Source organism: Limnobacter sp., from assembly GCF_046297615.1.
Lineage (GTDB): Bacteria > Pseudomonadota > Gammaproteobacteria > Burkholderiales > Burkholderiaceae_B > Limnobacter.
In genome coordinates, this window is record NZ_JBKBHM010000007.1 from 82,512 (window position 1) to 109,182 (window position 26,671).

21 protein-coding genes and 2 tRNA genes are annotated in these 26,671 nt (G+C 58.2%); 14 read left to right on the forward strand and 9 right to left on the reverse strand.

Annotated features, from left to right (window positions below; genetic code table 11):
- Window positions 1-49: 49 nt before the first annotated feature.
- Window positions 50-877, forward strand: a complete 828-nt coding sequence (locus tag ACK4FF_RS13685; protein ID WP_409710421.1) for an SDR family oxidoreductase — start codon at window positions 50-52, stop codon at window positions 875-877.
- Here ACK4FF_RS13685 and ACK4FF_RS13690 read toward each other — a convergent pair.
- On the reverse strand, window positions 874-1,692 hold the full coding sequence (locus ACK4FF_RS13690; protein ID WP_409710425.1) for an SDR family NAD(P)-dependent oxidoreductase: 819 nt from the start codon (window positions 1,690-1,692) through the stop codon (window positions 874-876). The genes ACK4FF_RS13685 and ACK4FF_RS13690 overlap by 4 nt on opposite strands.
- A 180-nt stretch (window positions 1,693-1,872) precedes the next feature.
- Between ACK4FF_RS13690 and ACK4FF_RS13695 the strand changes: the two genes are divergently transcribed.
- From ACK4FF_RS13695 to chrA, 13 genes are all read left to right on the forward strand, one after another.
- A tRNA-Ser gene (locus ACK4FF_RS13695) sits at window positions 1,873-1,962 on the forward strand.
- Window positions 1,963-2,095: 133 nt separating this feature from the next.
- Entirely contained in the window at window positions 2,096-2,935 is an 840-nt protein-coding gene (locus ACK4FF_RS13700; protein WP_409710428.1) for an HDOD domain-containing protein, read from the forward strand.
- A gap of 326 nt (window positions 2,936-3,261) precedes the next feature.
- On the forward strand, window positions 3,262-4,599 hold the full coding sequence (locus tag ACK4FF_RS13705) for a CmpA/NrtA family ABC transporter substrate-binding protein (protein WP_409710431.1): 1,338 nt from the start codon (window positions 3,262-3,264) through the stop codon (window positions 4,597-4,599).
- Window positions 4,600-4,631: 32 nt separating this feature from the next.
- Window positions 4,632-5,501: a nitrate ABC transporter permease gene (gene ntrB / locus ACK4FF_RS13710; protein ID WP_409710434.1), complete on the forward strand. Its 870-nt coding sequence runs from the start codon at window positions 4,632-4,634 to the stop codon at window positions 5,499-5,501.
- A gap of 12 nt (window positions 5,502-5,513) precedes the next feature.
- Entirely contained in the window at window positions 5,514-6,362 is an 849-nt protein-coding gene (locus ACK4FF_RS13715; protein ID WP_409710437.1) for an ABC transporter ATP-binding protein, read from the forward strand.
- A gap of 187 nt (window positions 6,363-6,549) precedes the next feature.
- A complete protein-coding gene (locus tag ACK4FF_RS13720; protein WP_409710827.1) occupies window positions 6,550-7,671 on the forward strand; it encodes a TRAP transporter substrate-binding protein in 1,122 nt (373 codons plus the stop codon).
- An 81-nt stretch (window positions 7,672-7,752) separates the two neighbouring features.
- Entirely contained in the window at window positions 7,753-8,322 is a 570-nt protein-coding gene (locus tag ACK4FF_RS13725; RefSeq protein ID WP_409710440.1) for a TRAP transporter small permease subunit, read from the forward strand.
- Window positions 8,323-8,328: 6 nt separating this feature from the next.
- Window positions 8,329-10,314 (forward strand): TRAP transporter large permease subunit, encoded by a 1,986-nt coding sequence (locus tag ACK4FF_RS13730; RefSeq protein ID WP_409710443.1) that lies wholly within the window; start codon window positions 8,329-8,331, stop codon window positions 10,312-10,314.
- A 203-nt stretch (window positions 10,315-10,517) separates the two neighbouring features.
- Entirely contained in the window at window positions 10,518-10,736 is a 219-nt protein-coding gene (locus ACK4FF_RS13735; protein ID WP_409710445.1) for an aroma-sacti cluster domain-containing protein, read from the forward strand.
- 72 nt (window positions 10,737-10,808) lie between these two features.
- Window positions 10,809-11,912 carry a radical SAM protein gene (locus tag ACK4FF_RS13740; RefSeq protein WP_409710448.1) on the forward strand — a complete coding sequence of 368 codons (1,104 nt, stop codon included), beginning with the start codon at window positions 10,809-10,811 and terminating at the stop codon, window positions 11,910-11,912.
- Window positions 11,913-11,914: 2 nt separating this feature from the next.
- Window positions 11,915-12,898 (forward strand): radical SAM protein, encoded by a 984-nt coding sequence (locus tag ACK4FF_RS13745; protein ID WP_409710451.1) that lies wholly within the window; start codon window positions 11,915-11,917, stop codon window positions 12,896-12,898.
- Window positions 12,895-13,620 carry a hypothetical protein gene (locus ACK4FF_RS13750; RefSeq protein ID WP_409710454.1) on the forward strand — a complete coding sequence of 242 codons (726 nt, stop codon included), beginning with the start codon at window positions 12,895-12,897 and terminating at the stop codon, window positions 13,618-13,620. The genes ACK4FF_RS13745 and ACK4FF_RS13750 overlap by 4 nt, the downstream gene beginning before the upstream one ends.
- A 51-nt stretch (window positions 13,621-13,671) precedes the next feature.
- Window positions 13,672-15,036: a chromate efflux transporter gene (chrA, locus tag ACK4FF_RS13755; RefSeq protein ID WP_409710457.1), complete on the forward strand. Its 1,365-nt coding sequence runs from the start codon at window positions 13,672-13,674 to the stop codon at window positions 15,034-15,036.
- A 76-nt stretch (window positions 15,037-15,112) separates the two neighbouring features.
- Here the strand turns inward: chrA and ilvD are convergent, their stop codons facing one another.
- From ilvD to purL, 8 genes are all read right to left on the reverse strand, one after another.
- Entirely contained in the window at window positions 15,113-16,975 is a 1,863-nt protein-coding gene (gene ilvD / locus ACK4FF_RS13760; protein WP_409710460.1) for a dihydroxy-acid dehydratase, read from the reverse strand.
- A 71-nt stretch (window positions 16,976-17,046) separates the two neighbouring features.
- Window positions 17,047-17,490 (reverse strand): hypothetical protein, encoded by a 444-nt coding sequence (locus ACK4FF_RS13765; RefSeq protein ID WP_409710463.1) that lies wholly within the window; start codon window positions 17,488-17,490, stop codon window positions 17,047-17,049.
- Window positions 17,491-17,607: 117 nt separating this feature from the next.
- Window positions 17,608-17,697, reverse strand: a tRNA-Ser gene (locus tag ACK4FF_RS13770).
- Between the two features lie 79 nt (window positions 17,698-17,776).
- Window positions 17,777-19,150, reverse strand: coding sequence for a DUF3422 family protein (locus ACK4FF_RS13775; RefSeq protein WP_409710466.1), 1,374 nt, complete (start codon window positions 19,148-19,150; stop codon window positions 17,777-17,779).
- Window positions 19,151-19,165: 15 nt separating this feature from the next.
- Window positions 19,166-19,735 carry a CDP-diacylglycerol--glycerol-3-phosphate 3-phosphatidyltransferase gene (gene pgsA / locus ACK4FF_RS13780; protein ID WP_409710829.1) on the reverse strand — a complete coding sequence of 190 codons (570 nt, stop codon included), beginning with the start codon at window positions 19,733-19,735 and terminating at the stop codon, window positions 19,166-19,168.
- 108 nt (window positions 19,736-19,843) lie between these two features.
- Window positions 19,844-21,802, reverse strand: a complete 1,959-nt coding sequence (uvrC, locus tag ACK4FF_RS13785) for an excinuclease ABC subunit UvrC (protein WP_409710469.1) — start codon at window positions 21,800-21,802, stop codon at window positions 19,844-19,846.
- A gap of 11 nt (window positions 21,803-21,813) precedes the next feature.
- Window positions 21,814-22,575, reverse strand: coding sequence for a uracil-DNA glycosylase (locus tag ACK4FF_RS13790; protein ID WP_409710472.1), 762 nt, complete (start codon window positions 22,573-22,575; stop codon window positions 21,814-21,816).
- Entirely contained in the window at window positions 22,533-26,573 is a 4,041-nt protein-coding gene (gene purL, locus ACK4FF_RS13795) for a phosphoribosylformylglycinamidine synthase (RefSeq protein WP_409710475.1), read from the reverse strand. Before purL ends, ACK4FF_RS13790 begins: the two co-directional genes overlap by 43 nt.
- Window positions 26,574-26,671 lie beyond the last annotated feature (98 nt).

The window sequence follows — 26,671 nt, forward strand, 5'->3', positions numbered from 1 at the left end:
ACCACTCCGGCCAAATTCACGCCCTTGATTCTACCTCTCGGTGCAGAATTTGGATTACAGTCATTTCAAACACAGCAAGAAGAGCCCCATCACCAGCATGACAGCGAGTGCGTCCAAGTTCGACCTCCACGGCAAGGTCGCCCTGATTTCAAGGTCTGACCACGCAGCCAGCGCCTACTGCGCGCGCCTGTATTCAGCACGCGGGGCAACGGTTGTTCTCGCAGGGCTAGACCATGCCCACAGCCAATTGCTGGCTCAGCAACTGGCCCAAGAAGGTTTGGCCATTCATGCCTTGCCCTGCGACGCTTTGAACAATGCTGAGGTCGAGGACTTCATGCGCCGAATTGAAAGCAAATTCGGGCGACTCGATGTTCTGCTCAACTGCACCCACATTGGCCCGGCTGCTGAAGCGGTGTTCAACACCAGTGACGAAGAATATGAGCGCAGCATGAATGTGCATGTGCGGGCATGCCTGAACATGAGCAGCCATGCCGCCAAGTTGATGAGCCGCCAACAGGGTGGCAGCATCGTGAACCTGATTGCGATGACCGGCAAGCGCCCGGGCTTTCAACAGGGTGTGGCACCGATTGCACGGGACACCTTGGTGTCCATGACCCACACGTTTTCCAGTGAGTGCGCCCCTGACCTCATTCGCGTGAATGCGGTGTTGCCGGGCCTCACCGACGGGCGCTTTGCCAGCGCCTTGGTGCACAACACCACCGCCTTTGGCGAACAGGAAGACAACCGATCCCGCGGCGGCGGCATCAACACCTTGGCAGGCACCCTGCTCTACCTGGCATCAGACGCATCGGTGTACACCACGGGGGCCTGCATCGCCGTGAAAGCAGCCCCCTTGGCCAACGCCGGAGTGCCTTAACGCAGGCGATCGTAAGGGCGTGGGTCCAAAGTTGGGCCCATTTGCTTCCAGAGAATGGATTTGAACCACTTGAACGGCAAGTAACGGGCTGCAAACCACACACGGGCTGCGTTGTTGCCGTACACAATGCGAGGCTCGTTTTTCTCGATGCACTGGCGAACCACCTCAACAATTTCATCGGGCGGCGTGGTCAGGAATTTTTCAGCAAACTTTTTGTGTTCTGCTTTTGAAGCAATGTTGGTGTTAATGCCACCGGGGTGAACCAAGTGCACCTGAATGTTGGATGAACTCAACTCAACCGCCAACGATTCTGTGAAGCCCCGCACAGCAAATTTGCTGGCGCAGTAATCGGAGTTGTTCGGCGTACCCACCAAGCCAAAAATGCTGGACACGTTCACGATGGCGCCCTCGCGGTTGTCCATCAGCTGGCCCAAAAACGCCCGGGTGCCGTACACCACCCCCCAGAAGTTGATGGCCATCACACGCTCGTAAGTGGCGTCGGTTTTGTCCCACACTGGGCCACCATCCCCACTCACACCGGCGTTGTTGATGATGACGTGGGCATTGCCCAAGGTGTCTTTCACCTGCTGGGCAAAGGCATACACGGCGGCTTTGTCCGACACATCCACTTTCACAGCCAATGGCGCTTTGCCGGTTTGTGATTGCACCAACGCGGCTGTTTCCTGCAAGCCCTTGTCATCGTAGTCGCACAGGGCCAGCTTGCTGCCCAAGCGGCCAAACATTGTGGCGTAGGAACGGCCCATGCCCGAACCCGCACCAGTGACCACCACCACTTTGCCGTTGAAATTCTTCATGACCTTGCCTGTCTCCGTTGTTGTTGGTCTGTATTGAACCCACAATTTATATCTGACGACACGCGCTGTCAAATAAAAGAAGACTTCGAATGCCTTGAGCGAACAGAAGAAATGTGAGCGGTGAGCCAAGCAAGCGGCCTTGGCCACGGTTGGCTCGGTTATAATTCGCGGCTGCCACGCGGAGAAGTGCGAGAGTGGCTGAATCGGCTTGACTCGAAATCAAGTAAGGGGGCAACCCCTTCGAGGGTTCGAATCCCTCCTTCTCCGCCATACCTCCTCGCTCAAAACCCCGAATTACCCCCCTTTCACCCCCCATTCACATCAGTTGACTATTGAGGGATGGCAGTCCGTTTTCCAACTTGCTAGGCTGAATTCGTCTGGTACGACTTCGAGGAAACGACCCATGAATCAAAAACTCCAAACCATCCTTCAAGCAGCGTCTTCCATTCCCTCCATTCCCAGGGCTGTGCACGAGGTGCTGGGCCTGTTGGACAAGCCGCAGGTGACCATTGGCGAACTGGCCGATGCGGTGTCGCACGACCCTGTGCTCAGCGCCAAAGTACTTCGCTTGGCCAACTCGGCTTACTTCGGCGTGCAACGGGAGGTGGACACCGTCGAAAGTGCAGCACTGCTGATCGGTGTGGACTCGATACGAACCATGGTTCTGGCCTCGGGCATGATGGACACCTTCAAGGACATGGCCCGCTTCGACACCCAGCGGTTCTGGACACTCTCCTTGCTTTCCGCCTACATCGCACGCGACTTGGCCAACACCGCTGGCATGAATGGCAACCGCGCCTACACGGCAGCCCTGATTCACGGATTGGGCGTGCTGGCGATTCACAGGGCCATGCCCGAGTTGGCCGATGAAATTGACCAACACTGCAAAGACGTCTGCCCCTTTGACCGGGCCGACATGGAAAACACCGTACTGGGTTTCCACCACGGCGAGGTCAGCGCCGAAATAGCCAATCACTGGAAACTGCCGGTGGACATCGGCGAATCGATTCGCGCCTACCCACACCCGGGCAATCCGGGCACGCCCAACCTGTCCACGCTGGTGCACCTCAGTGTGGCCTTGGCCATGTCACTGACAGATGACATTCCTGAAGCGCAGTGGGCCAGCAACCTCGACAATGGCGTGAGTGAATTGTTGGAAACCACCTTGGACCAGTTGCACCACCTTCGCCCGCGATTTGAGAAAGCGCGCGAGTTCGTGGCCATGATGGTCACCGAGCACTGAACCAACAGCCTGAAACTGAACCGGGGCCATCGCCCCTGACTGGTGCGGCGCCCCAATTTGTTTTGGCGCACCGCACCAAATCAGCGAAGTGAACGCTGTACCCACCCCCCTCTTTCGCACAAAAGAAGGTCACAACGACCCTTCTTGCCCCGTAAATCACCTTGGCACGCTCCGTGCTTAGATAAGCATGAGACCTTAACCAACGGTGGACAAGGTCGCCCAATTTGCAGCAACAGGACAACGGCGTCCATTCTGACATCGGCTAGCGTCGGTCAGGGTGCACGCCGTTTTTGTTTTACGTTTTGGAAAACCACAGAGGACATGCCATGGACAAGCAGACACGCCACGCCACAGACATCGACCACGAAGGGCAGCCAGCCTCCGGGTCACGCCGCCAGTTCATCCGAACCACAGGTGCACTCACCGGTGCAGCCATGGCAGGCGCCTTGGGTGCCCCCGGCATCGTCAAAGCTGAAAGCACCACGCTTGAAACCAAGGTCGCAAAACTGGGTTTCATCGCCCTGAGCGACGCAGCGCCCCTCATCGTCGCCCTGGAAAAAGGTTACTTCGCCAAGCACGGGATGACCGACGTTGAAGTGCTGAAACAGTCCTCTTGGGGCACCACACGGGACAACCTGGTGCTGGGTTCCAAGGCCAGCGGGATTGACGGTGCGCACATTCTGACGCCCATGCCTTATTTGCTCAGCCTGGGCACCATCACGGCGAACAACGTACCCACGCCCATGTCCATCCTGATGCGGTTGAACACCAACGGCCAGGGCATCTCTGTGTCCAACGAATACAAAGACCTCAACGTCACGCTGGACACCCGCAATTTCGGGCGTGAAATCCTGAAGAAAAAGGCCAGTGGCAAACCTGTGACCGCCGCGATGACCTTCCCCGGCGGCACACACGACATGTGGATTCGCTACTGGATGGCCGCTGGCGCGATCAACCCCGTCTCCGACATTTCTACTATTGTGGTGCCCCCGCCCCAGATGGTTGCCAACATGAAAGTAGGCAACATGGACTGCTTCTGCGTGGGCGAGCCCTGGAACCTGCAATTGGTGAACCAGAACATCGGTTACACCGCAGTCACCACCGGCGAGATCTGGAAGGACCACCCGGAAAAATCGTTCGCGATGCGCAGCGACTATGTCTCGGCCAACCCCAACGCCACGAAGGCCTTGGTCAAGGCCATCATGGAAGCGCAGATGTTCTGTGACGACATGGCCAACAAAGAAGAAGTGGCCAAGATCTGCTCATCACGCAAGTGGTTCAACTGCCCGGTCACTGACATCGTGGACCGCCTCAAAGGCAACATCAACTTCGGCAACGGCCGCACGGTTGAAAACAGCCCCCACATCATGAAGTACTGGAAAGACGCTGCCTCCTACCCCTTCCAAAGCCATGACCTGTGGTTCCTGACCGAGAACCAGCGCTGGGGTTACCTGCCCATGAAGCTGGACACCGCTGCGGTGATCAAGAAAGTCAACCGCGAAGACATTTGGCGCAAGGCGGCTGCCGAACTGGGTGTGGCGGCCAAGGACATCCCCAAGTCCACGTCACGCGGCGTTGAGAAGTTTTTCGATGGCAAAGTCTTTGACCCAGCCAAACCGAAAGCCTACCTCGACAGCTTGGCCATCAAAACCATCAAGGCCTGAACACCGTTCACCGATACCAGAAGGAGTCCAACATGATCAACACCGACACGCTGAACAGCCTGCAGCGTTCACCGACGGGCAAGCGACACACCCCGCTCGTGGAAACCGCATTCTTCAAAAGCCTGTGTCAATCGGCGGCCAAACTGGTGCCGCCGATCGTGATCATCGGGCTTCTTCTGGGGATCTGGGAAATCTTGTGCAGCAGCGCCAGCGCACGGCTTCCCGCCCCCAGCCGCGTCATCAATGAAACCTGGGAACTGATCATCGACCCATTCTTCAACCGGGGCGGTACCGATGTCGGCATGGGTTGGCAGATTCTGGCCAGCCTGAAACGCGTGGCGTATGGTTACTCACTGGCCGTACTGGTGGGTGTGGCGTTGGGTGTGTTGGTGGGCCAATCCACTTGGGCCATGCGTGGCCTTGACCCCATCTTTCAGGTACTGCGCACCGTGCCGCCACTGGCCTGGCTGCCACTGTCCCTGGCTGGGTTTCAGGATGGGCACCCCTCCGCGATTTTCGTGATTTTCATCACCTCGGTGTGGCCCATCATCATCAACACCTCGGTGGGTATCCGAAACATTCCCGAGGACTACCGCAACGTGGCCCGCGTTATTCAACTCAACGGCATCGAGTACTTCTGGAAAATCATGCTGCCCGCCGCAGCCCCCTACATCTTCTCGGGCCTGAAGATTGGCGTTGGCCTTAGCTGGCTGGCCATTGTGGCCGCAGAAATGCTGATTGGTGGCGTTGGAATTGGCTTCTTCATCTGGGACGCCTGGAACTCCTCACGCATCAGCGAAATCGTATTGGCACTGCTCTACGTCGGCATCGTCGGCTTCATGCTCGACCGCCTGATGGGCTTTGTCGGTAAAAAAATCACACGCGGCACCTCCGCAGGCTAAGGAGTCACCATCATGACTGATCGTTATCTGAGCATTTCCAAAGTCAATATGGCCTTTGAGCGCAACGGTGTGCGCAACCAAGTGCTGAAAGACATCAACCTTGAAGTGAAACGCGGCGAATACATCTCCCTGATCGGCCATTCGGGCTGCGGCAAATCGACCGTGCTGAACATCATCGCTGGCCTGCTGCGTGCCACCGATGGCGTGGTCATCGTTGACAACAAAGAGGTCAATGCCCCCGGGCCCGACCGCGCCTTGGTATTCCAAAACCATTCCTTGTTGCCTTGGCTCACTGTCTACCAAAACGTCGAGTTGGCGGTGGACAAAATTTTCAAAGACAAAAAAACTGCGGCTGAACGCAAAGACTGGATACTGCACAACCTCGAGATGGTCAACATGGGCCACGCCCTTGAGCGCCTGCCTTCTGAAATTTCCGGGGGCATGAAACAACGGGTGGGTATCGCACGTGCCTTGGCCATGGAACCCAAAGTACTGCTGCTGGATGAGCCGTTCGGTGCGCTGGACGCACTGACCCGCGCCAAACTGCAGGACGAAGTGATGCGGATTCAGAATGAACTGCAGAACACAGTGGTGATGATCACGCATGATGTGGACGAGGCTGTGCTGCTGTCCGACCGAATCGTGATGATGACCAACGGGCCGAGCGCCACCATCGGGCAAATTCTCGACATTGAATTGGCCCGCCCACGCGACCGTATCGCACTGGCTGACGACAAACTCTACAACCACTACCGCCACGAAGTGCTGAGCTTCCTGTACGAGAAGCAACGCAAAGTTGAAGACCTCGGCAGCAAGCGCAGCAAAAAAGACGGGGCTTCGGCCTTGGCTGCCAACGGCTGATCCGCCTCAAACTCCTCTGCATTCTGGTTAACCCCTAGGGGCCCTGATTCTGGTTGTATGGCCAGAGTCAGGGTCCCTAGGGTTTCCATGGATTTAGTTCATGAGTGTGCTTGACCACAATGGTCACACACAAAAAGAGCAAGGCTGTAACAACAGCCAAACTTCCATCCAATGCATAGGAGGCATGATGACTGATTCCATCAACAACAAGAAACGGCGTGACTTTATCAAAGGCGGTACCGCCGCTGCTGTGGGCGCCACGGCAGTCGGATTCCCGATGATCGCCACCGCACAGACCACATCCCTTCGTTTCCAAAGCACCTGGCCCGCCAAAGACATCTTCCATGAATACGCCAACGACTTCGCCAAGAAAGTCAATGAAATGTCGGGCGGCAAACTGAAAATTGAAGTGCTGCCTGCTGGCTCAGTGGTCAAGGCCTTTGACCTGCTGGACGCAGTCAGCAAAGGCACGTTGGATGGCGGTCACGGCGTGGTGGCTTACTGGTACGGCAAAAACCCAGCGGTGGCCCTGTGGGGTTCAGGCCCTGCTTTCGGCATGGATGCCAACATGGTGCTGGCCTGGCACAACCACGGCGGCGGTGCGCAACTGCTCGATGAAATTTACGCAGGCTTGAACATGGACGTGGAATCGTTCCTGTACGGCCCCATGCCCACCCAACCGTTGGGCTGGTTCAAAAAACCGGTCAAAGGCCCTCAAGACCTGAAAGGCCTGAAGTACCGTACGGTGGGCTTGGCTGTGGACGTATTCACAAAAATGGGCGTGGCCGTGAACGCGCTGCCCGGCGGTGAAATCGTCCCCGCGATGGACCGTGGCCTGCTGGACGCCGCTGAGTTCAACAACGCCTCTTCGGACCGCATTCTGGGCTTCCCCGATGTGTCCAAGGTCTGCATGCTGCAAAGCTTCCACCAGCCTTCCGAACAGTTTGAAATTCTGTTCAACAAAAAGAAATACGCCGCATTGCCAACGGAATTGAAGTCCATCATCAAATACGCTGCTGAAGCCTCATCGGCTGAAATGAGCTGGAAAGCAATTGACCGCTACTCCAACGACTATCAGGAAATGCAAAGCAAGCAAGGCGTGAAGTTCTACAAAACGCCCGACAGCATTCTGAAAGCCCAGTTGCAGGCGTGGGATGAAGTCACCCAAGCCAAATCGGCTGAAAACCCCATGTTCAAGAAAGTGTTTGAATCCATGCGCACCTTCGCCAAGCGTGCTGCGAAATGGGAAAACGACACGACAGTGGACTACAAAATGGCCTACAACTATTTCTTCGGCGCGAAGAAGTAAGTTTCGGCAACCCTGCAAAGGCCAACAATTGGGCGACCGGTTGTTGGCCTTTTTTAAAGCCCTTCATGGGGTTTGGACATCATGCAATCATTTCTGATTTTCATCGACAAACTGTCGACCAAAGTGGGGCAGGCCTTCTCCTGGCTCATTGTTTTACTGACCGGCATCATCGTGTTCGAGGTCGGCTCGCGTTACATCGCCAACCACCCCAACCCATGGGTGTTTGATGTCACCTACATGCTGTACGGCACGCTGTTCATGATGGCGGGCGCCTACACACTTTCAAAAAATGGCCACGTGCGCGGTGATGTGCTTTACAGCTTTTTCAGCCCGCGAACCCAGGCCTTCTTTGACCTAATTCTGTACATCGTCTTTTTCATTCCCGGTGTGGTGGCCTTGTGCTATGCGGGCTACACCTTTGCAGCCGACGCATGGGCGATCAAAGAACATTCGTCCGTGACCGCCGATGGCCCCCCCATTTATCACTTCAAAACCATCATCCCGATCGCAGGCACACTGCTGATCTTCCAAGGCTTTGTTGAGATCGTGCGCTGCATTGTCTGCCTGAAAAACGGCGACTGGCCCAGCCGCGAAGAAGACGTTGAAGAAGTCGATGTGGACAAACTCAAAGCCATGGTCGGCAAGGAATAAAGCATCATGATTCGCAAGGAACTCTATTTCGGGCTGGGTATCATGGCCCTCATTCTGGCGGGGGTGGGCATATTCATGCCGGCCCCGTCTGACATGACCAACGGCCACCTCGGCCTGTTGATGCTGTCGCTGGTGGTGGTTGCCATCATGCTGGGCTTTCCCACCGCCTTCACACTCATGGGCATGGGGGTGATATTCACTTACCTGGCCTATGAACACGACGCCGACAAAACCCTGAACCTGATGGTGCAGTCAACCTACAAAGTCATGACCAATGACGTGTTGATTTCCATACCGCTCTTTGTGTTCATGGGTTATCTGGTTGAGCGGGCTAACCTGATTGAAAAACTCTTCAAAAGCCTGCACCTGTCCATGGCCCGAGTACCGGGTGCTTTGGCTGTAGCCACCTTGGTCACCTGCGCCATCTTCGCCACCGCCACAGGTATCGTGGGTGCGGTGGTCACACTCATGGGTTTGCTGGCTATGCCCGCCATGATGAAGGCCGGTTACGACACCAAAATGGCCGCTGGTGCCATCACCGCGGGTGGATGCTTGGGCATTCTGATCCCCCCCTCCGTGATGCTGATTGTGTACGGCGCCACAGCTGGCGTGTCTGTGGTTCAACTGTACGCTGGTGCATTTTTCCCGGGCTTGATGCTGGCGGGTTTGTACATCCTCTACGTCATCGTTCGCGCCAAGTTGAACCCGGCCAGTGCGCCCCCCTTGTCGGAAGAAGACCGCAAAGTTCACCTCAGTACCGACCTGGCCAACATCAAAGCCCAAAGCAGCACACAGCGTGCAGTGATCGCTTTGCTAAGCGCGTTGAAAGGCAACGGGGCATCCGTCTCCAAAGGTGGTGCTGCCAAGCAATTGTTCATCGCTTTGCTTCCTGCTTTGGTCGCTGCATTCATGTTTGGCTTGGTGTATACCAAACTCACGGCTCCGGTATCCACCGTGGATGAAGCCGACGGACTCGTCAGCTTTGAATCTGGCCCGTCCAGCTACGACACCAGCAACGAAAGTGGCCCCAGTGATCTGCAAGCCGTTCCCGGCGAAGAAGGTGGCCTGCAAGAGCCTCCTCAAGACGACAGCACCACCGGGCTGACCCCCTTGCCTGCGGACGAAGAGCCCAAAGCGAGCGACACCGCCACAGCCCAAAGCAACGCCCTGCCCGAAGCCGCGTCAAGCCCTGAGGCTTCAGGCTCAATGAATGAGCCTGCGGGCGAGGTGGTGATTCCCGACGCCCCAAGGGGCTTCTGGATTGCGCTTGCGCTCACCGCCGCATTTCTGGTGTTCTACTACTTCAAGCTCAACTTTGAACGCCTTGAGATTTTCCGGTTACTGTTGCAGTCCTTCTTCCCCCTGGCCATTTTGATTCTGGCCGTGCTGGGCAGTATCGTGTTCGGCTTGGCAACCCCCACCGAGGCTGCGGCTGTGGGTGCATTCGGTGGTTTGCTGTTGGCTGCTGCCTACAAGCAATTGTCTGTCGGCGTCATTCGTGAGTCCTCATTCCTCACCGCAAAAACCAGTGCCATGGTCTGCTGGTTGTTCGTCGGCTCCTCCATCTTCTCGGCTGCCTTCGCATTGCTGGGCGGCCAGGAGCTGATCGAACAATGGGTGCTGTCGCTGGGGTTGACCAAGGTTGAATTCCTGATCCTGTCCCAAGTCATCATCTTCGTGTTGGGCTGGCCGCTGGAGTGGACTGAGATCATCGTGATCTTCATGCCCATCTTCATTCCCCTGCTGGAGCACTTTGGGATCGACCCCCTGTTCTTTGGCCTGCTCGTGGCCCTGAACCTGCAAACAGCCTTCCTGTCACCCCCGGTTGCGATGGCCGCTTTCTATCTCAAAGGTGTATCGCCCCCCCACGTGACACTGAACCAGATATTTGCAGGCATGATCCCGTTCATGGGTATCCAGATTCTGGCCATCATTCTCCTGTACATGTTCCCGGCCATCGGCATGTGGCTGCCGGAGGTGCTGTACAAATAAGCTGCCTGACTATCAGGAAACACAAGGCCCCAACCCCGGTTGGGGCTTTTTTTTCGACATGGCATCCAATTTTCAGAACGAACTGTCACTTTGACACCCCTTTTTCTCCGGTTCGACACTGCTTGGGCCGCGATGCTGGCTGACCACCGTGTTGGCAGCACCACGGCGTTTATTTGATTGAACTTTCAAAAACGGAGAAAACAATGTCTGACGAAAAACTGACTTCGGCCCGTGCAATCCGCGTGCGCTCTTCAGGTGCCGGCCTGCAACTGGATGCCCTGAACGACAACCTCAAGGCCCAAGTGGCTTTGCTGGACGATGACGAACTGGCTGTACTCACCGCCATCAAAGCCAAGCTGAATCAAGGTCTGGAAGAAAAGCTGAAGCGCGCAGCCGACACGGTTGGCGGCTTCGTTTGGTAAGCCAACGCGGCTGACCCCGTGCAGCGCTGAAGCCTGGCGCTGCCCCTCCACCCTCCTTCTGACCATTCCACCATGCACTTGGCCGACCTGTTGTCATTCCGTGCAGTCCCCGCCGCAGGCGTGGCCGTGGGCATCACCCGCCGCTGCCCACTGCATTGCCCTCATTGCTCCACCAGCTCAACAGCCCGAAGTGAAGAACTGCCTTCGGCAGTGCTTGAGCAGTTTGTCGATTCATTCACGTCTCTGGAACACCCACAAGTGTTGGCCATGTCCGGTGGTGAAGCGATGATGCGGCCAGACCTCGTTCGACACTTGGCCCTGAAGGCACGGCAAGTCGGCACACGCAGCAGTGTGCTGTCAGGGCTGTTCTTCGCCACGCGCACATCGATTCCACCGAAGATACGAAACGCCATTGAGGCAGTCGACCACTTCTCGGTCAGCATGGATCAACACCATGAGGCTGAAGTGCCCCGCCGGGATGTCTTTCGCACCCTCGACACCGTGCTGGACCTTCAACCCCACGTCAGCATCCACCTCATGGGTCACACGCTGAACGACGCCTATCTGGGCAGCGTCATTCCAGCAATCCGCCAGCGCTACGGCGAGCGTATTCCGATGCTGGTCAACACGCTGTCCGCCTACGGGCGGGCCAGAGAATGGTTTGGTGAAATCGCAGAAGTTGACCAACGCGACACCAGGGCCGAAGACACCCCAAGCCCCTGCACCATGGCGGCCTGGCCAGTGGTGACCTTCGATGGCACCGTGGCCGCCTGTGGAAACGACAACCTTATTGGCCGGGTCCCGCCCCATTTGAAACTGGGCCACATTCGCAACGATGGGTGGCCAGCCATCGCCCGGGCCTGCCGGGAAAGGGCTGCTCTTCGCGCATTGCGCCTGCTGGGCCCGCTGAACCTGTCGCAACGCCTGGGCAACAGCGCCCGGCGTGTCATCCCAATCGGCTCACCATTGCAGGACCATTCGGCGTTTTGTCGAGCCTGTACCTCGTTGAGTTTGAACCCAAGCGCGCAAGACGAACTGTCTGCCTACTTCGACAAACCGGGCACCCAAACGCTGGAGCTTGCCGTACTTGCACACCAGCAAGCCTTGGGCTCCGCCGAATTTGCCCGGCGGCATGCCCACCCACACTTTGCCGACCTTGTTACCTTGGGGTACTGACCATGACCCGTCTAACCCATCAACACATTGAACGGATTCGCCAAACGCCCGGACAATCCCTGCTGCTGTTCATCACAGACCGTTGCCCGGTGGAATGCGCCCACTGCTCTGTTGACTCCAAACCCGACAGCCCCACCATTTCTGACTTCCAGCAATTCGGCCTGCTGATTGATGCCATGGGTGCCATGCCTGATGTACAGGTGGTTGGCATCTCAGGCGGCGAGCCCTTTGTGGAAAAACGGGGGCTACAAATGGCCGTGGACAACCTGCATGCCATGGGCAAATCACTGGTGATCTACACCAGTGGCGTGTGGGGGCAGGCCGAGCGCGCACCAGCCTGGATCCAGAACGTGCTTCAAAAAACCAGCACGGTGGTGCTGAGCACTGACGCATTCCACCAAGCCCATGTGGACCCGGCGACAGTCATCCATGCAGCGCGAGCCATTGCTGACGCAGGTGTTTGGCTGGTTGTACAAACCTTGCACCCGGGTATGGCCAAAACATTGATGGAACAGGCTTTTGGTCACGACTGGCCACACCATGGCGAACTGGTAAGCCTGAGCCCACTGCCCAACGGCCGGGGTGCGCTGCTGTTTCAACGCACGCTGAAGCACTGGGCCAGCGACATCGGCCCCTGTGCACTGGCGGTCACCCCAGTGGTGCGTTACGACGGGCAATTGACTGCGTGCTGCAATGAAGACGTGATCATGGGCAAAGGCCCTCAACGCCTGCGACAACAACTTCACACCCCCACCACCCTGCACACCCAGCTCAAACAGTGGCGCAAAGACCCACTGCTGGGTGCAGTCGCCCGCATTGGCCCCGGTTTGCTGCTGGAGCATCCCCAACTGGAGCCCCTTCAAAACCAGCGCTGCAGCAATGCCTGCGAAGTGTGCTGGAAGGTCATGGCCCAATGGCCTGAAGTCCCCTGCAATGACCGATTGGTCACCGCCCTTAACTCACTGGAACCCGCGATTGAATCATGACAACTGAACTCCTTCCCGCCGCAGGCCGATCCAAGCGCCTGGCTGAAAAATTCGCGCTGGCCTACCCAGTGATGTTGGCTGCATCCACAGCGCTTTGGTCACACCCACAAGCCCGCGCGCTGTACCCACACTACTTGAAGCACATGCACATGGTGGTGCGCAGCAGTGTAAACCTGATGCGTGAGGCTGCAGAACTGCTGCACACCCGCCACCCGGGAGACCCCATCAGCACCCCACTGGCCACCTACCTGCAACAACATTTGAAAGAGGAAAAAGGCCATGACGAATGGCTGATTGCCGACTATGTGTGCACCGGCCATGAAGTCGCTGACCTGCTCAGTGCAGTGCCACCCCCTTGTGTGGCCAATCTGGTGGGTGCGCAGTATTACTGGATGAAACACCACCACCCGGTGGCTGTGTTGGGCCACATCGCTGCGCTGGAATTTCACCACCCACCCCAGGGTTTTGCCAGGCACCTTAGCCAAGTCACTGGCTACCCCACGCCCTGCTTCAGAACCATCGAGCGGCATGAACGGCTGGATGTGGCGCACAAGGCTGAACTGGTCACACTGATTGATGCCTTGCCCATGACCCCTGCGCAGGAAGCCCTCATGGGCCTGAGTGGCTTGCACACTTTGCAATGCGGTGTGGATGTACTTGAACGGGTTCTGGGTTCAGTGGCCCCGGCAAGTGCCCTGGACGGGGTCACGCAGGCTTCCTGACCGCAGCGGCACGGGGCTATACTGGGGCGGTTCTCACGCTGCCGCCAGCCTATGCATGCGCCAACCCAAGCCCCCACACAAATCAGCTTCACACAGGCACTGTTGTTCTGGTTGAAGCTGGGCTTCATCAGCTTTGGCGGGCCGGCCGGGCAAATTGCGATCATGCATCAGGAACTGGTGGACCGCCGACGCTGGATTTCCGAATCGCGTTTCCTGCATGCCCTGAATTTCTGCAACATCCTGCCGGGCCCGGAAGCCCAGCAACTGGCCACCTACATTGGCTGGCTGCTTCACGGGCGCTGGGGGGGGTTCGCGGCGGGTGTCCTGTTTGTGCTGCCCTCTCTGTTCATCATCAGCGGCCTTGCGTGGCTGTACTTGAACCACATACAAAGCCCATGGGTGGCGGCCGTGTTTTACGCCTTGAAACCTGCCGTCTGTGCGGTGGTGCTTCATGCCGTGCAACGCATCGGCGGCCGGGTGCTGAAAACCAAGCTGCTGTGGGGCATCGCCCTGTTGTCGTTCCTGGCCTTCAGCGGGCTCGGAGTGCCGTTTCCCTGGATACTCTTGGTGACAGCGCTGCTGGGCTGGGTGTTGGGGCGACAACGGCCTGCATGGTTCAACATGGGGCCTGCGCACATCCAGCGCCAATCTGCCGACCATGCACCCGCAGTCATCGACGACCACACCGCCACACCCCCTCACGCCCAATTCAGTTGGGCGCGTACCATTCGCACGGCCGCCATTGGGCTTGTGCTGTGGGCAGCACCCTTGGTGGCTTTGGGTGTGCTGCTGGGTTGGGCCAACCCGCTAACCCACATGGCCAGGTTTTTTACCCAAGCGGCCCTGCTCACTTTTGGGGGCGCCTATGCGGTACTGCCTTATGTGTTTCACGCGGCAGTTGAACAATTTCAGTGGCTGAATGCAACGCAAATGCTCGATGGCCTGGCCTTGGGCGAATCCACCCCAGGCCCCTTGATCATGATTGTCACCTTCGTCGGCTTTTTAGGGGCTTGGCAGCAACAAGCGCTGGGCGCCGACCATCAGGTTCTTGCGGCCCTGCTGGGCGCAGTGACAGCCACCTGGTTCACCTTCCTCCCCTCTTTCCTGTTCATATTTTTGGGTGGGCCCGTCATCGAGGGAGCACGTCAGCAGATCAACTTGACGGCACCGCTAACGGCCATGTCCTGCGCCTTGGTGGGCATGATCCTGAATTTGGCGCTGTTCTTCACCGGACACGTGGTGTGGCCCAGCGGGCTTGCAGACTTCAATGCCTCAACCTTCATGACCGGCATAGACTGGACGGCTTTGGCCATCCTTCTGCTTGCCCTAACCGCCCTCATTCGGTTCAAACGCGGTGTTCTGGAACTGATGGCCGCTAGCGCCCTGCTTGGCCTGGCCTTACATGCCTTGGGTTGAACAGTACGCATAAAAAAACACCGCCGGTTCAGGGCGGTGTTTCGTCTTCAAACCCAGGGCTGATTGGGCCAGTGGCTTACTCGCCTTCGATCAGCGATGCATCGCGAATCGCCCCCTTGTCGGCCGACATCGCAAACTTGGCATAAGCCTTCAACGCCAGCGACACCTTGCGGGGCCGCGGCTTGACGGGTTTCCAGCCCAGTTTGTCCTGCTCGGCACGGCGGCGGGCCAATTCCTCATCGCTCACCAACACGTCAATGGTTCGGTTGGGAATGTCGATGCGGATGCGGTCCCCGTTGCGCACCAAACCAATCGCACCACCGGCGGCGGCTTCAGGCGAACAGTGGCCAATCGACAAGCCCGAGGTACCCCCCGAGAAACGGCCATCGGTCAACAGCGCACAGGCTTTGCCCAAGCCCTTGGACTTGATGTAACTGGTGGGGTACAGCATTTCCTGCATACCGGGGCCGCCCTTGGGGCCTTCATACCGAACCACCACCACGTCGCCCGCCTTCACTTGGTCGGCCAGAATGTTTTCTACGGCGTCTTCCTGCGATTCCACCACATGCGCAGGGCCTTCGAACACCAGCAGGCTGTCGTCCACACCGGCCGTTTTCACCACACAGCCGTCCAGGGCGATGTTGCCGCGAAGCACAGCCAAACCACCTTCCTTGCTAAAGGCGTTTTCAACCGAGCGGATACACCCTTCCTTGCGGTCCGTGTCCAGGCTCGGCCAACGGGTGTTCTGGCTGAAAGCCACCTGCGTGGGAATGCCGGCTGGGCCCGCCTTGTAAAAGGTTTGTACCGCTTCATCGGGGTTCAAAGCAATGTCCCAACGGTCGATGGCTTCGCGCAGGGTTTTGGCATGCACGGTGGGCACATCGGTGTGCAGGTTACCGGCTCGGTCCAGCTCGCCCAAAATGGCCATGATGCCGCCTGCGCGGTGCACGTCTTCAATGTGATACTTGTTGGTGTTGGGGGCCACCTTGCACAACTGGGGCACCACGCGGGACATGCGGTCAATGTCTTCCATGGTGAAGTTGATGTTGGCCTCCTGCGCAATGGCCAGCAAGTGCAAAATGGTGTTGGTGGACCCGCCCATGGCAATGTCCAGCGCAATGGCGTTTTCAAACGCCTTGAAGCCAACAGCGCGGGGCAACACAGTCTCATCGCCCTCTTCGTAATACCGCTTGGCCAAGCCCACAATGGTGCGGCCAGCTTGCTTGAACAGTTGCTCACGGTCAGCATGGGTGGCCACAATCGTACCGTTACCCGGCAAAGACAAGCCCAGCGCTTCAGTCAAACAGTTCATGGAGTTGGCAGTGAACATGCCGGAGCAAGACCCGCACGTGGGGCAAGCCGAACGTTCCACCTCAGCCAAGTCAGCGTCGGACACCTTGCTGTCAGCCGCCATCACCATGGCGTCAATCAGGTCCAGCTTCTTGATTTCCACAATATTGGTTTGCGGGTTGGCCAGGCGCACTCGGCCTGCTTCCATGGGGCCACCCGACACAAAAACCACGGGGATGTTCAAGCGCATGGCGGCCATCAACATTCCGGGGGTGATCTTGTCGCAGTTGGAAATGCACACCAGCGCATCGGCGCAGTGGGCATTGACCATGTATTCCACACTGTCGGCGATGAGGTCGCGGCTGGGCAGGCTGTACAACATGCCGTCGTGGCCCATGGCGATGCCGTCGTCCACCGCAATGGTGTTGAATTCCTTGGCCACGCCACCGGCTGCCTCAATTTCACGCGCCACAAGCTGGCCCAAATCTTTCAGGTGCACATGGCCGGGTACGAACTGGGTAAACGAGTTGGCCACCGCAATGATGGGCTTGTCAAAATCGCCATCTTTCATGCCGGTGGCGCGCCACAGGGAACGGGCGCCAGCCATGTTGCGGCCACGGGTGCTGGTGTGTGAACGGTAGGTGGACATAGAAGCTTTCCTGTTGAAATCCTGAGGCAATTTTACAGGGGTTTGGGCTTGGATTTGGTCCATCTGTGGTGTCAACCACGTTGCCGAAAGAAAAGCCGCCAAGTGGCAGCCAGCGGTGGGGTGAACAAAAACGCAAAACCCGCATTCAGTACAGCATTTTGCCAAAAGCCCGAGAGCAAAGACACCAGTGTATCGGGAAGAAACCAGGCCAACAAAGGTAGCGCCAATGCTACCCATCCGACGGTTTTCCCTTGGGCGAATAAGGTTGACGCGAAGATCCACATGGCCCCCCCCCAGCCTACGAGCACTGCACCCAACACCGCATGCAGTAACTTCAAATAAGGCACCAACCCACCGGTTGCCGAAACCAAATGGTGGGCATCCTGATAAAGAAGAAGCGAAAAAAACCGAAGCCCTAGCGCCTGAAACACGACTAAGCTCAAACCAAAAAGAACGACAACCACTGAGGCCAACTGCAGCCAACGTACCCAGAGTGTGGATGGAAAAAAAGCCATAGTCATATTGCAAAGCAAGAATAAGCGCAGGGTATACGCCCCCCATGGGACCGACAATGAACTGGGAGGTCAAGGACAATAAAAAAGCGCCCGCAAAGGGGCGCTTTTTCAAGATTCTGGCGGAAGCTGTGAGATTCGAACTCACGGAGGGCTCGCACCCTCGCCGGTTTTCAAGACCGGTGCATTCAACCGCTCTGCCAAGCTTCCGGGGTTGACTGGCGTTTAGCCAAGGTCGTGATTATACGCAATTTAACCGGGCTTGCACACCACGAGGGCTTAACCCCGCCTATTTGTGGGCCAGCCCGAGGCGTTTTTTCATGGCTTTCATGGACAGGTAGGACAAACCTGCGATGGTGGGAATGGCCACAGCCGTCACCACCTCGGGCGACACATGAACCCAGTCCAACGCTTTCATGCCTTTGACGAGGTAAGTCACCAGGCTGGACCCGTAGTAAGAAATCGCCACAATCGACAGGCCTTCCACGGTCTCCTGCAAGCGCAGTTGCACTTTGGCGCGCTGGTCCATAGAGGTCAGCAAACGCTGGTTTTGGCTTTCCCGCTCAATTTCCACGCGGGTTCGCAGCAACTGGGTCACGCGGGAAATTCGGGCGGCCAATTCGTCCTGACGCCGGGCAGTCCAGGTGCAGGTCTTCATGGCCGGGCCCAAGCGACGGTCCATGAATTCACCGAAGGTCTGCATGCCGACCATGGGAATTTCTTTAAGCTCGCTGATGCGTTTTTTCACCAAATCGCTGTACGCCTCAGCCGCTGTAAAACGAACGCGGTTTTCTGCGCTCAACTGCTCTACTTTGGCGGCCAGATCAGTCAACTGGCTCAGCAGTTGGCGGTCCATTTCCAGGTCTTCGGCCGTCACCGACTCCAGGTTTTCTGCCTTGCTGGTGGCGGCCATTTCGCTGGCCAAGCGCACCAATTGGTCTTCATACTGGCCCAGCTTGGGCAATGTGGCGCGGGCCACCGGAAAACTGAGCAAGGCCATCATGCGGTAGGTTTCCATCTCGATGGCGCGTTGAACCACACGGCCCAACTGGCGAGACCCCATACTCAAATTACAGATCAAGATGCGCGTTGCGCCACGGTCAGCAATCCGCAGGTCGGAAAACGCCTGCCCGGCGCCATTGGCAATCATGCCGCCAATCAGGGTGTTGCCCTCGAAGTAGCCCGCCACGGTCTTGGGCTCCCGGGGTTTGTCGGTTTTTTGGACAAACAGTTCAATGGCCACCAACAGCACGCCGGGCAAGGTGGACAACCAACTCGGAGGAAGGCGGCGGGTGACCGGGCGGTCAAACACAATGGCGTGGTCGGCCCGCTCAAAGAAGGTCATCGTGATGAATTCGTTGTGCTTTTCAAGCCGCAAACGCAAGGCCGACTCACCCAGACACAAGGTGATGTTGACTTGTGGCGCGCGCAGCTCAGCATCCGTCATGGCGGCTGACCCGCAGTAACTGATCAGGGACTGCAAGCACCCCACCAATGTGTCGTCTACGCGCCCTTGCACCAACAAGGCCATGTGGAACACCCGTTCCTGCGGCCAAAGGGCCTCGGTGGGGCGGGAATGCACCTCATCATTGAGGGTGTGGCGCAACGGATGCGCTTGGGGCAACAGTCGGGAGGCCGCCGGGTTGGACTGGGCGATGTTCATGGCATTAGGGGCAGATCAGGTACGGTCGCGAATGTCGGGCCAGGCTTTCATCAGGTAATAGCACATGGACCAGACCGTCAACACCGCTGCCAACAGAATCAACACTGTACCCAATGCCTGCATATTGATGAACCACACGGGCTCGTGAATCAACAACAGGGGAATGGCCACCATTTGGGCAATGGTTTTAAGCTTGCCCAAGGAATTGACCGCCACACTGTTGCGGGCGCCAATGCTGGCCATCCATTCCCTCAGGGCCGAGATGGTGATCTCCCGCCCGATGATGATCAAGGCGATGAAAGGGTCAATACGGCCCAAATCAACCAGCACAATCAGTGCTGCACTCACCATGAGTTTGTCCGCCACAGGGTCAAGAAACGCCCCGAAGGCAGAGGTTTGGTTCCAGCGCCGGGCCAGGTAACCATCAAAGGCATCGGTGATGGCAGCCACAATAAACACGATGGCGCCAATCCAGTTCTGTTCAACCACACTGAGGACCTGCTCGGGCACGAAGTAGACACCAACGACCAGCGGAATCAGAACGATCCGGATCCAGGTCAGTATCATGGGCAAGTTCAATGGCATGGCTGGGTGAAGTTGTTGGTTCATTAGGCTGCGGGGCTGATACGACGCCACCGCGATATTTCTTGACTATAACAGCGCAGAACGGACTTGCGCGAACTTGGCTCGCACTCAGTGCAGGCGGCGATAGATTTCCTCGGCCAGCGTGGACGAAATGCCGTCCACAGACATCAGGTCTTCAATGCTGGCCGCTTTCACCCCACGCAAACCGCCAAAGCGGGTCAGCAACTTCTGTTTGCGCTTGGCCCCAATGCCCTCGATTTCATCCAGCGCCGAGGCTTGGCGGGCTTTGGCACGTTTGGCCCGCATGCCGGTGATGGCAAATCGGTGGGCTTCGTCACGAATCTGGGCAATCAACATGAGCGCCGGGTGGCCCGGGCCCAATTCAAGGCTGGGACGGCCGTCGGCAAACACCAAGGTTTCAAGGCCCACTTTACGATTCTCGCCCTTCTTCACGCCAACAATCAGGCCAATGTCCAGCCGGAGTTCCACAAACACCTGTCGAACCACCTCGATTTGGCCCTTACCCCCGTCGATCAAGACAATGTGCGGCATCACGAGGGGGGCCTTGCCTTCGCGCTGGTAACGGCGGCTAACCGCCTGGCGCATGGCTGCATAATCGTCCCCGGGGGTAATGCCCTCGATGTTGTACCGGCGGTACTCACGGCTTTGCATGTCGTGGTGGTGAAACACCACACACGAGGCCTGCGTGGCCTCGCCTGCGGTGTGGGAAATGTCGAAACACTCCACCCGCAAAGTGGCCAACAGGTCAGGCTCATCGGCTGAGCCTGCGCCCGGTTCAACTGGGGCACTGCCCTCTTCCTGCACTTGGCCTTGCTGGGCCTCTTCCAGTACAGCCTCCAGCCCCAGCAGTTCAACCAGCGCCCGGGTTCGGAACTGGGCACTGCCCTGCTCGGCCACACGTCGTGCGATGGCCACTTTGGCATTTTCAACAGCCATGTCCAGCCAGGCTTTCCGCTCGGTTTGGGGTTGGCGCAACACGGTGATTTTGCGGCCTGCCTGTTCGGTCAAAGCCATCAGCAGTTCAGGCGCATCCAGTTCCTGATTCACAATCAACATCGCAGGAATGGGCCGGTCCACATAGGCTTGGCTGAGGTAAGCCTCCAACACCTCGGGGCCCAAGTCTTCGCTGACCTGGCTGACGGCCGGAAACATGGGGCGGTCCCCCAAATGTCGACCACCACGCACCATGGCCACATTCACGCACACACAGCCGCTGGCAATCACGACAGCAACAATGTCGGCATCGTCGCTGCCACCCGTGGTGTCCACATTCTGCTTTTGCAGCACCCGGCTTAATGCGCCAATCTGGTTGCGGTACACCGCAGCCTTCTCAAATTCCAGCAGGCCAGACGCCTCCAGCATCTTGTCTTCCAGTTCGGCCAGTACCGCTTTGTGGTCACCCCGAAGAAAACGGGACGCTGCCGCCACATCACGGGCGTAATCGGCTTCGGAAATATGCCCCACACAAGGTGCGCTGCATCGCTGAATCTGCGCCTGCAGGCAGGGGCGTGATCGGTGGGCAAACACGGTGTCTTCACAGGTGCGCAGCAGAAAAACACGTTGCAACACCTGAATGCTCTCTTTCACGGCCCAGGCATTCGGGAACGGCCCGAAAAACTGGGAACGCTTATCCACCGCACCCCGGTAATAGGCCACACGCGGGTAAGCATGGTTGGTCAGGCGCAGGTAGGGGTAGCTTTTGTCATCGCGAAACAGAATGTTGTAACGCGGGTTGAGGCTTTTGATGAGGTTGTTTTCCAGCAGCAGCGCTTCGGCTTCGGTGCGAGTGGGGGTCACATCCACCCGCACAATACGCTCCACCATGTGCGATGTTCGGGGGCTGGCGTGGGTTTTCTGGAAGTACGAGGACACCCGCTTTTTCAGGTTTTTGGCTTTGCCCACGTACATCACCACGCCCTGGGCATCGATCATGCGGTACACACCGGGCCGGGTGGTCAATTCACGCAGGAAGGCGCTGATGTCGAACGCGGGTTCGGGGTTATCCAATGGTTCCGGGGCTTCAGGGGCCTCTGGGGTTTGCGCCATACTGCCGCCTTTCAGGCCCGCAAATGGCCTGAAATGGCCTCAAGCACAGCCTGGAACATGGGCGTGGTCAGGCGGCCGGTCTGGGTGTTGTAACGGCTGACGTGGTAACTGTCGAACAGGCGGATGGTGCCCAAGTCGTGCACAGCGGCGTGCCCAAACTTGAACGCACTGGCTTTGTGGCCTGTGGCCTTCAGCACCGCCTGATGGGCCACAGTGCCCAAGGCGAGAATGGCGCGGGGCGGATGAACCTTCAATTCATGTGCCAAAAACACATTGCAGGTTTTGATTTCTGCGGGCGTGGGTTTGTTTTCGGGTGGCACACATTTAACCGCGTTGCTGACCCGGGCATTGACCAGTTGCAGGCCATCGCCCACAGCCACCGACTGAGCCCGTGTCGCCAGGCCGTATTTGTGCAGGCTGCTGTACAGCAAATCACCACAGAAATCGCCCGTGAATGGACGGCCACTTCGATTGGCGCCGTGCAGGCCGGGGGCCAAACCCACAATCAACAGCTCGGCATTGTCAGGCCCAAAAGGCGGCACAGGCCCATTGAAATGCTCGGGAAACTTCACCCGGTTCTGCTCATGAAAACCATGCAGGCGTGGGCAGGCTGTGCAATGCACATCAAACACCTGGGCAGGCCATTGCTGGTCAGTGGGCCGGGGCGACCACTGTGCAGTGGCCCCAAAATCGAGGGCGCCACTGCCCGAGGGTTGGCTCATGCGCTTGGTCAACCCAACACCTTGCGGGCGTTCCAGAACAGGCGCATCCATGGCGAGAACTCGCCTTCGCCTTTGGGCGCCCAACTCATCTGCACGCTGCGGAACACCCGCTCCGGATGCGGCATCATGATGGTGAAGCGGCCATCCGGTGTGGTAAACCCGGCCAGCGCTTCAGGGCTGCCGTTGGGGTTGTACGGGTACTGCTGGGTAGGCTCACCGTTTGAGCCCACATACTGCACCGCCACCAAACCGCTGGCGCTCAACTGAGCGTGGTTGCCTTGGCGCGAAAAATCCGCGCGGCCTTCACCGTGGGCCACCACCACCGGAACCACCGACCCTTCCATGCCTTGCAACAACAAGGAGGGGGATTTGTTGATGCGCACATTCACCAAACGGGCCTCGTACTGTTCGCTTTCATTGCGCATCAGCTTGGGCCAGTGTTGCGCGCCGGGAATCAAGTCGCTCAGGGTGGCCATCATCTGACAGCCATTACACACGCCCAAACCGAACACATCACCGCGCTGGAAAAACTCGGCGAACTGGTCAGACACACGGCTGTTGTAGCGAATGGTTTTGGCCCAGCCTTCACCGGCACCCAGCACGTCGCCATAGCTGAAACCGCCGCAGGCGGCCAAGCCCTGGAACTCAGCCAAGGTGCGCTTGCCACTGAGCAAGTCACTCATGTGCACGTCCACCGCCTCAAAACCGGCTTGGGTGAATGCACCCGCCATTTCCAGTTGACCATTCACACCTTGCTCGCGCAGCACAGCCACACGGGGCTTGGCACCACTGGCAATGAACGGCGCTGCAATGTTCTCTTGGGGGTTAAATGCGGGTTTGTACACCAGGGCGTTGGGCAATTCAGCCTGCACCGCGTGTTCACTGTCCGCACAGGCGGGGTTGTCGCGGCGGCGGGCAATCTGATGCGAGGTGTCGTCCCACACCGCCTGCAACTGGCTGCGCTGGGCGCTGTAGATGCACTTGGCATCGCGGTAAAACTCAACCACATCGCGGTCATTGGGTTTGCCGATCACATTGCTGTACTTGCTCAAGCCAGCATTGCGCAGCACTTCCATGGCCTCGCTTTTGCGGGCTGCGGGCACTTGCAGCACCACACCCAGTTCTTCGTTGAACAGGGCTTTCAAGGTGATTTCATTGCGCTGCACACCCACCTGCTCGGGGCGAATCTTGAAGTCGCCCCAGTCGGCGGCATGCGGGTCGATGGTCAACATGTCCAGGTTGATGGACAAACCGCAGCGGCTGGCAAAACTCATTTCTGCCAAGGCCGCCAACAACCCACCGTCGGAGCGGTCATGGTAGGCCTTCACCAAGCCTTGCGCACGCAGGGTTTGCATCGCTCCCACGAAGGCTTTGAGGTCCTCGGGGAAATTCACGTCGGGCGTATCCTGCCCCAACTGGTTGGTCACCTGAGCCAACACACTGGCACCCAAGCGGGTCTGGCCGCGGGCCAGGTCCACCAGAATCAGCACCGAGTCTTCAGAGGTGTCCAGCGCTGGGGTCAGTGTGCCCCGCACATCGTCCACCTTGGCAAAGGCCGACACAATCAAGCTGACTGGCGACATCACTTCTTTCTGCACATCGCCCTCGTTCCAGCGCGTGCGCATGGACAGGGAGTCTTTGCCCACGGGAATGCCCAAGCCCAGTTGCGGACACAATTCCATGCCCACTGCCTTCACGGTGTCAAACAGCGCTGCGTCTTGGCCGGGGGTGCCGCAAGCAGCCATCCAGTTGGCGCTCAGCTTCACGTCTTCCAGTTTGCCCACTGGGGCTGCCAACAGGTTGGTCAGGGCCTCGGCAATCGCCATACGGCCCGAGGCTGGTGCGTTCAACACCGCCAGTGGCGTACGCTCACCCATGGCCATGGCTTGGCCGGTGTATCCGGTGTAGTCGTTGGTGGTCACGGCCACGTCAGCCACAGGCACTTGGTAAGGCCCCACCATTTGGTCGCGGGCAGTGAAGCCCCCCACTGTGCGGTCACCAATGGTGATCAAGAAACGCTTGGACGCCACGGCAGGAAACTTCAGCACCTGCTCCACCACATCGCCCAATTCCAGCGCGGTCAAATCAATGGGTGCTTTGGGTGGGTCAATGCGCACGTCCTTGCGCTCCATGCGCGGCGGCTTGCCCAGCAAGACATCCATGGGCATGTCCACGGGGTTGCTGGGGCTTTCTGGGTCCAGCACCACCAGTTGGCGCTCGTCAGTCACCACACCCACCACGCAGAACGGGCAGCGCTCGCGTTCACACAACTCGGTGAACAGGGCCAATGATTCGGGCGCAATGCCCATCACATAGCGTTCCTGAGATTCATTGCACCAAATCTCGGCGGGGCTCAAACCACTTTCGTCCAAATTGACTTTGCGCAGTTCAAACACCGCGCCTTTGCTGGACGAATCGGCCAGTTCAGGGAATGCATTGGACAGACCACCTGCACCCACGTCATGAATACTCAGGATGGGGTTGCCATCACCCAGCGTCCAGCAACGGTCCAGCACCTCTTGGGCTCGGCGCTCCATTTCAGGGTTGCTGCGTTGCACGGAATCAAAGTCCAGCGACTCGGTGTTGGTGCCTGCATTCATCGATGAAGCAGCACCGCCGCCCATGCCGATGCGCATGCCTGGGCCGCCCAGTTGAATCAGCAAGCTGCCTGCAGGCAGGTCCAGTTTGTGGGTGTGGGTGCTGCGAATATTGCCAATGCCACCGGCAATCATGATGGGCTTGTGGTAACCGTACACACGGTCGCCCACGCGTTGCTCGAACGTGCGGAAATAACCACCCAGGTTGGGTCGGCCAAACTCGTTGTTGAAGGCCGCAGCACCAATGGGCCCGTCAATCATGATCTGCAAGGGCGTGGCGATTCGGCTGGGCAGGCCTACAGACTGGGTTTGGCCTTGTTGATCAGCAGGCACCAAGGCATCACGCCCGGTTTCCCAACTTTCCTTGTCCCCGTCAAAACGCAAGTGGGAGGTGGTAAAACCACACAGACCGGCTTTGGGCTTTGCGCCGCGCCCTGTGGCGCCTTCGTCACGAATTTCGCCGCCAGAACCCGTGGCAGCACCCGCATACGGGGAGATGGCCGTGGGGTGGTTGTGCGTTTCCACCTTGGCCACAAAGTGGGCCAATTCAGTGTGGGGGCGGTAAATGCCGTCGCTGTCGGCAAAGAAACGGTCGACCGTGTGGCCTTCAATCACCGCCGCATTGTCCGAATACGCCACCACAGTGCCCTGCGGCGTGGTTTTGTGGGTATTGCGAATCATGCCGAACAGGGAAATGTCTTGAACCTGTCCGTCAATCGTCCAGGTGGCATTGAAAATCTTGTGTCGACAATGCTCGCTGTTGGCTTGGGCAAACATCATCAGTTCCACGTCCGTGGGCGAGCGGCCCATGCGGGTGTAGGCGTCTAGCAGGTAATCGATCTCGTCGTCGCTCAGTGCCAGGCCCAACTCGCTGTTGGCTTTCACCAAAGAGCCACGCCCTTCGGTCAACTCCACCGTTTGCAATTGCTTGCCTTGAAGGGGCAGGAACAAAGACTTCACCGCAAACCCATCGGGCAACACGGCCTCGGTCATGCGGTCATACAGACAGGCCTTCAGGGCCTGAACCGTGTCGGCCGCTGGCGCCTTCACACCACCCAGCCAGCCTTTTTTGAACATCAACTGAAACTCAACGCCCCGCTCCATACGCACCACCTGGGCCACGCCTGCATTGTGGGCGATGTCAGTGGCTTTGGATGCCCAAGGGCTGACGGTGCCCAGGCGGGGCACCACCGTGGCGGTCAGGTCAACGCGGTCCAGCGCCACCGCGGGGTGGCCGTAATCCAGCAGGCCAGACATGACCCGGTTGGCCTCGGCATCCAGAGCGCCATGGCTGGCCACAAAGTGCACAAACTGGGCGCTGACCGCCTCGACATTGGGCTCGATGGCACGCAGGCGCTTGAGCAAACCTTCGGCACGGAACGCCGACAATGCAGACACACCGTTGAACACAGTGACTTCGAATTGATCGGCCGAGGACAAGGCAAGAGACATGACAGCAAACTGTGGGGTTGAGTTAATCTTCAATTATACCGGAACCGCCCCCCTGCTTGCCCGGCCTTGGCCTGCGCCGGCCCCACCGACCACACTGA

Bases quoted from the DNA above. Each gene is read 5' to 3' on its own strand.
- ACK4FF_RS13720 (WP_409710827.1), top strand. From the start codon at position 6,550: ATGACTGATTCCATCAACAACAAGAAACGGCGTGACTTTATCAAAGGC.
- ACK4FF_RS13750 (WP_409710454.1), top strand. From the start codon at position 12,895: ATGACAACTGAACTCCTTCCCGCCGCAGGCCGATCCAAGCGCCTGGCT.
- ACK4FF_RS13775 (WP_409710466.1), bottom strand. From the start codon at position 19,150: ATGAACATCGCCCAGTCCAACCCGGCGGCCTCCCGACTGTTGCCCCAA.
- uvrC (WP_409710469.1), bottom strand. From the start codon at position 21,802: ATGGCGCAAACCCCAGAGGCCCCTGAAGCCCCGGAACCATTGGATAAC.
- ACK4FF_RS13745 (WP_409710451.1), top strand. From the start codon at position 11,915: ATGACCCGTCTAACCCATCAACACATTGAACGGATTCGCCAAACGCCC.
- ACK4FF_RS13725 (WP_409710440.1), top strand. From the start codon at position 7,753: ATGCAATCATTTCTGATTTTCATCGACAAACTGTCGACCAAAGTGGGG.
- ntrB (WP_409710434.1), top strand. From the start codon at position 4,632: ATGATCAACACCGACACGCTGAACAGCCTGCAGCGTTCACCGACGGGC.
- ACK4FF_RS13735 (WP_409710445.1), top strand. From the start codon at position 10,518: ATGTCTGACGAAAAACTGACTTCGGCCCGTGCAATCCGCGTGCGCTCT.
- ACK4FF_RS13705 (WP_409710431.1), top strand. From the start codon at position 3,262: ATGGACAAGCAGACACGCCACGCCACAGACATCGACCACGAAGGGCAG.
- ilvD (WP_409710460.1), bottom strand. From the start codon at position 16,975: ATGTCCACCTACCGTTCACACACCAGCACCCGTGGCCGCAACATGGCT.
- ACK4FF_RS13790 (WP_409710472.1), bottom strand. From the start codon at position 22,575: ATGGATGCGCCTGTTCTGGAACGCCCGCAAGGTGTTGGGTTGACCAAG.
- ACK4FF_RS13690 (WP_409710425.1), bottom strand. From the start codon at position 1,692: ATGAAGAATTTCAACGGCAAAGTGGTGGTGGTCACTGGTGCGGGTTCG.
- ACK4FF_RS13765 (WP_409710463.1), bottom strand. From the start codon at position 17,490: ATGGCTTTTTTTCCATCCACACTCTGGGTACGTTGGCTGCAGTTGGCC.
- chrA (WP_409710457.1), top strand. From the start codon at position 13,672: ATGCATGCGCCAACCCAAGCCCCCACACAAATCAGCTTCACACAGGCA.
- ACK4FF_RS13700 (WP_409710428.1), top strand. From the start codon at position 2,096: ATGAATCAAAAACTCCAAACCATCCTTCAAGCAGCGTCTTCCATTCCC.
- purL (WP_409710475.1), bottom strand. From the start codon at position 26,573: ATGTCTCTTGCCTTGTCCTCGGCCGATCAATTCGAAGTCACTGTGTTC.
- pgsA (WP_409710829.1), bottom strand. From the start codon at position 19,735: ATGCCATTGAACTTGCCCATGATACTGACCTGGATCCGGATCGTTCTG.
- ACK4FF_RS13740 (WP_409710448.1), top strand. From the start codon at position 10,809: ATGCACTTGGCCGACCTGTTGTCATTCCGTGCAGTCCCCGCCGCAGGC.
- ACK4FF_RS13715 (WP_409710437.1), top strand. From the start codon at position 5,514: ATGACTGATCGTTATCTGAGCATTTCCAAAGTCAATATGGCCTTTGAG.
- ACK4FF_RS13730 (WP_409710443.1), top strand. From the start codon at position 8,329: ATGATTCGCAAGGAACTCTATTTCGGGCTGGGTATCATGGCCCTCATT.